The following is a 2,864-nucleotide window of genomic DNA, read 5'->3' on the forward strand; positions in this document are numbered from 1 at the left end:
AGCGCTGAAGATGATGACCCCGGCCGAGGCTTTTGCTTTAGCCGCCTGACCTGAGCAGGTTCTGCTGGGTCATTACACACGTGGCCTATCGCCAGAAATGCAAGATCCTTCTCGCCAGCGCGAGGTTTCGCGCAGTGCCGGAGACTTGCCCATGCACGGCATGGAGGATGGGCGACCACTGGCGAGCCACCAGGCCAGCGCGTTGCGTCGCGATGAATGTCCCATACGTCGGTCCCGGGCAGTTCCTTGTAGACGCTGTCGGCGCGTGCGAACAGTACAGCCACCTCCCGGCAGTCGCCCAGAATGATCTCGTTCTTCTTCATCAGAAGTTCCAAATGTGTGCCGAATGTAAATGCGGTGTCAAAGCTCTATAAAACCTCTAGATGCAGCGGTTGATTGACATGGAAGTCGCGGCTAAATTGGTGTTTCCATTCATCCACCGCGTGAGGCGCCAATGAGCAGCCAGCAATCGGGCGTCGTTCCGGTTAAGTACTTCAGCTTTTCGGTTTTGAATAGGGCAGGCTCGTTGATTGGGCTGCAAGGAGTGGTCCATCCAGACGTGGTCTCTCTTATCGGAATAACTCCTTGTAGATCCACTCGCGTCGAGGCGCACATCGGAGTCCTTCCTGACGAGCGGTACCAACCGCACGAGAAACTGTGTCGCCGGGCGATTCAGCACGCCATTGACAGAGGACTCCTTGACTGCGTGAACGAGGAGAGTGAATACCTGGAACGCGGAAGTCCTGAGTGGACGGGGGGCATGACGGAGAGGTAGCATCACTCCCCCTTCGCCGTACTGGCGGCAATGGCGGCGTCCAGCACTTCAACTGTCACGCGAATGCGTTTTCTTTCCGTGGCGGGGTTATCAAGCACATTCGATACGAGCACATTTGCGTCATTGCCGAAATGTGCTGGACGGTTCGTGTCCCATTCATCCCAATCGACGCCGCGTCGGAAGATGTGACCACCTCCGGGCGGGCAGCACACACAAACCTGTTCGGATGGATTGCTTCGCATAAAGAACGCGGTGCCCTCGATTGACCCGCGCACCGCCTCCTTGCGCTCCCCGCCATCCGCCGACAGCGCGGCGCGGGCTTCGTTGGCACGGTGCAAGTCAACTTCCAGCTTCAACTCTGCAACCAGCTTCGGCAGATCGTGATAGCTGTGTCTTTGCAACGGCTGCTCGACACCTTTCAACGTCAACGAGATTTCAGCGAGGATGGTGGCAAACCGCTCGATCACATGCGCGTCGATGTCTGCCTCCCGCTCATCCCCGCCCACCTTCGCGTCCATGTCTGTTGTGGCTCTCGCTGCACTCCATGCCTGATGCGCGGCGTGAATTGGCGTCATAGTGGCGACGAAATCCCCAATGACGGAGCCGCACACGTCGCCACTTTCAGTCAGCCAATGTTCGATGGTCGGGTACGAGAATGCGCCCATCTTCGCGGTAGACGAGAGGGCGGCGCGTTCCAGCAATGCGATTGCACGATGAATCAAGGTCGCGTTGTCCCAAACTGTGTCGTTCGCAGCCATATCGCCAAGTTGACGCGCAACAGTTGCGTATTCCGGATCGGGCTCACCCACCTGCGGCGCATCTGCGGCGCGCTGCACATCGCTATTGCGCGCGCCGCAGTGGCATCCATACCCCTCGTTCTGAGGGCAGCATTCTGGCTCGCCGCTGCAATCGGAGGGGCGCTCGCCGTCTTCATGCGGCGCATCTGCGGCGTGCTTCGCACATTCATCGTTCGTGCATTCAAACGAGGCATAGACCTCGGCCAATGCAGACTCCGGCGTCGGGTATGCTGCGGTGTCCCAGCACTCGGGATAGTGGATTGCTTGCCCCAGATCGCGCTCGCCGCCATTCACGGGCGCGGCGACAGCGTGAACGGCCTTCAAAATGCGGATGTAATATCCGTCTGTTCCGTCGTTCCCAAACTCCCGGCGAACTGCATCACGGCACACTCGGATTTCTTCCGGGGACGGCTCATAGCTCGATGTGATACGGCCTGTGTCGTCTCGCTCATATCGCGTTACCGCCTCTTGCCCTGCGCTCTGTGCGGCTGGTGTGGGGGCGGCGGCGAGCATCGATTTCCATGCGTCATACAGCACCGATCGATTGCGCACGTGCACATTGCCAGCGTCGCGCATTTCATCCGTCGGCACCTTCGGCACAAGCTGATACTGGCTCGCATCAAACGTCACGGTCTTGAGTTCATGCATTCTGGTTCTCCAATGCGAGGTGGCCAGCACGCTTTGCGGCGACCATGAAGCGGTAGAGGCCGAAGAGAAGGCCAGGGGCCTGACGCTGGTACTCGCGAACGGTTTCGAGCATGTCTTCGCGCAGGTTGCCGTGTGACAGGCATGCGCACGGGACGTGGGCCTTCACGTACTGACGCGCGTCGGTGCAGTGGCGGCACGTCTTGTACATTTCGAGGCAGCCGTCCCAAACGCCAACGACTTTCTCGTAGGCTTCGCCGCGTGCGATTGCCCGACCACATTCGTCGCATTGGTGTGCCTTGCGCGCTGTGTAGACCTTCCTCGTGTAGAGGGTCGGATCTATGTCGTAATCGCAGTAGCAGTTCATGCTTCCACCTCATTCGGAGCGGCGGGGAGGGGCATCCAGTGAGTCGGCGGGTTGGCGCGAAGGTATGGGATCGTCCAGTCACCAAACCATGATGCGGAGCGCACTCGGGGCCGGGCCTTTCCGAGTACAGTCACTTCGTCGGTGAAAAGCAATGCAACCTCGGTTCCATCTTTCGGAGCCGTCTCGATCGGCATCCACTTCGGCTGTGCGGCTTCCCATCCGCGCAGCGCCCCCGCAGTCTCTGGCGAAGTGAGTTTGCCTTTCCAGTCGACCGACATAT

At 59.4% G+C, this 2,864-nt stretch carries 3 protein-coding genes and 1 pseudogene; all 4 read right to left on the bottom strand.

Translation table 11 applies throughout. The features are described from left to right. Window positions 1-323, bottom strand: a pseudogene (locus tag PMO31116_RS23930) (hypothetical protein); the annotation flags it as partial. Between the two features lie 454 nt (window positions 324-777). Next, window positions 778-2,220 (bottom strand): hypothetical protein, encoded by a 1,443-nt coding sequence (locus tag PMO31116_RS23435; RefSeq protein WP_150568802.1) that lies wholly within the window; start codon window positions 2,218-2,220, stop codon window positions 778-780. Continuing rightward, window positions 2,213-2,584, bottom strand: coding sequence for a hypothetical protein (locus PMO31116_RS23440; RefSeq protein WP_150568803.1), 372 nt, complete (start codon window positions 2,582-2,584; stop codon window positions 2,213-2,215). The genes PMO31116_RS23435 and PMO31116_RS23440 overlap by 8 nt, the downstream gene beginning before the upstream one ends. Continuing rightward, window positions 2,581-2,864: DUF551 domain-containing protein (locus tag PMO31116_RS23445; protein ID WP_150568804.1), on the bottom strand; the 284-nt coding region annotated here is incomplete at its 5' end. The genes PMO31116_RS23445 and PMO31116_RS23440, both read right to left, overlap by 4 nt.

It is taken from the genome of Pandoraea morbifera, from assembly GCF_902459575.1.
GTDB lineage: Bacteria > Pseudomonadota > Gammaproteobacteria > Burkholderiales > Burkholderiaceae > Pandoraea > Pandoraea morbifera.

Excerpts from the sequence above, each read along its gene's own strand:
- PMO31116_RS23440 (WP_150568803.1), bottom strand. The coding sequence starts at position 2,584 with ATGAACTGCTACTGCGATTACGACATAGATCCGACCCTCTACACGAGG.
- PMO31116_RS23435 (WP_150568802.1), bottom strand. The coding sequence starts at position 2,220 with ATGCATGAACTCAAGACCGTGACGTTTGATGCGAGCCAGTATCAGCTT.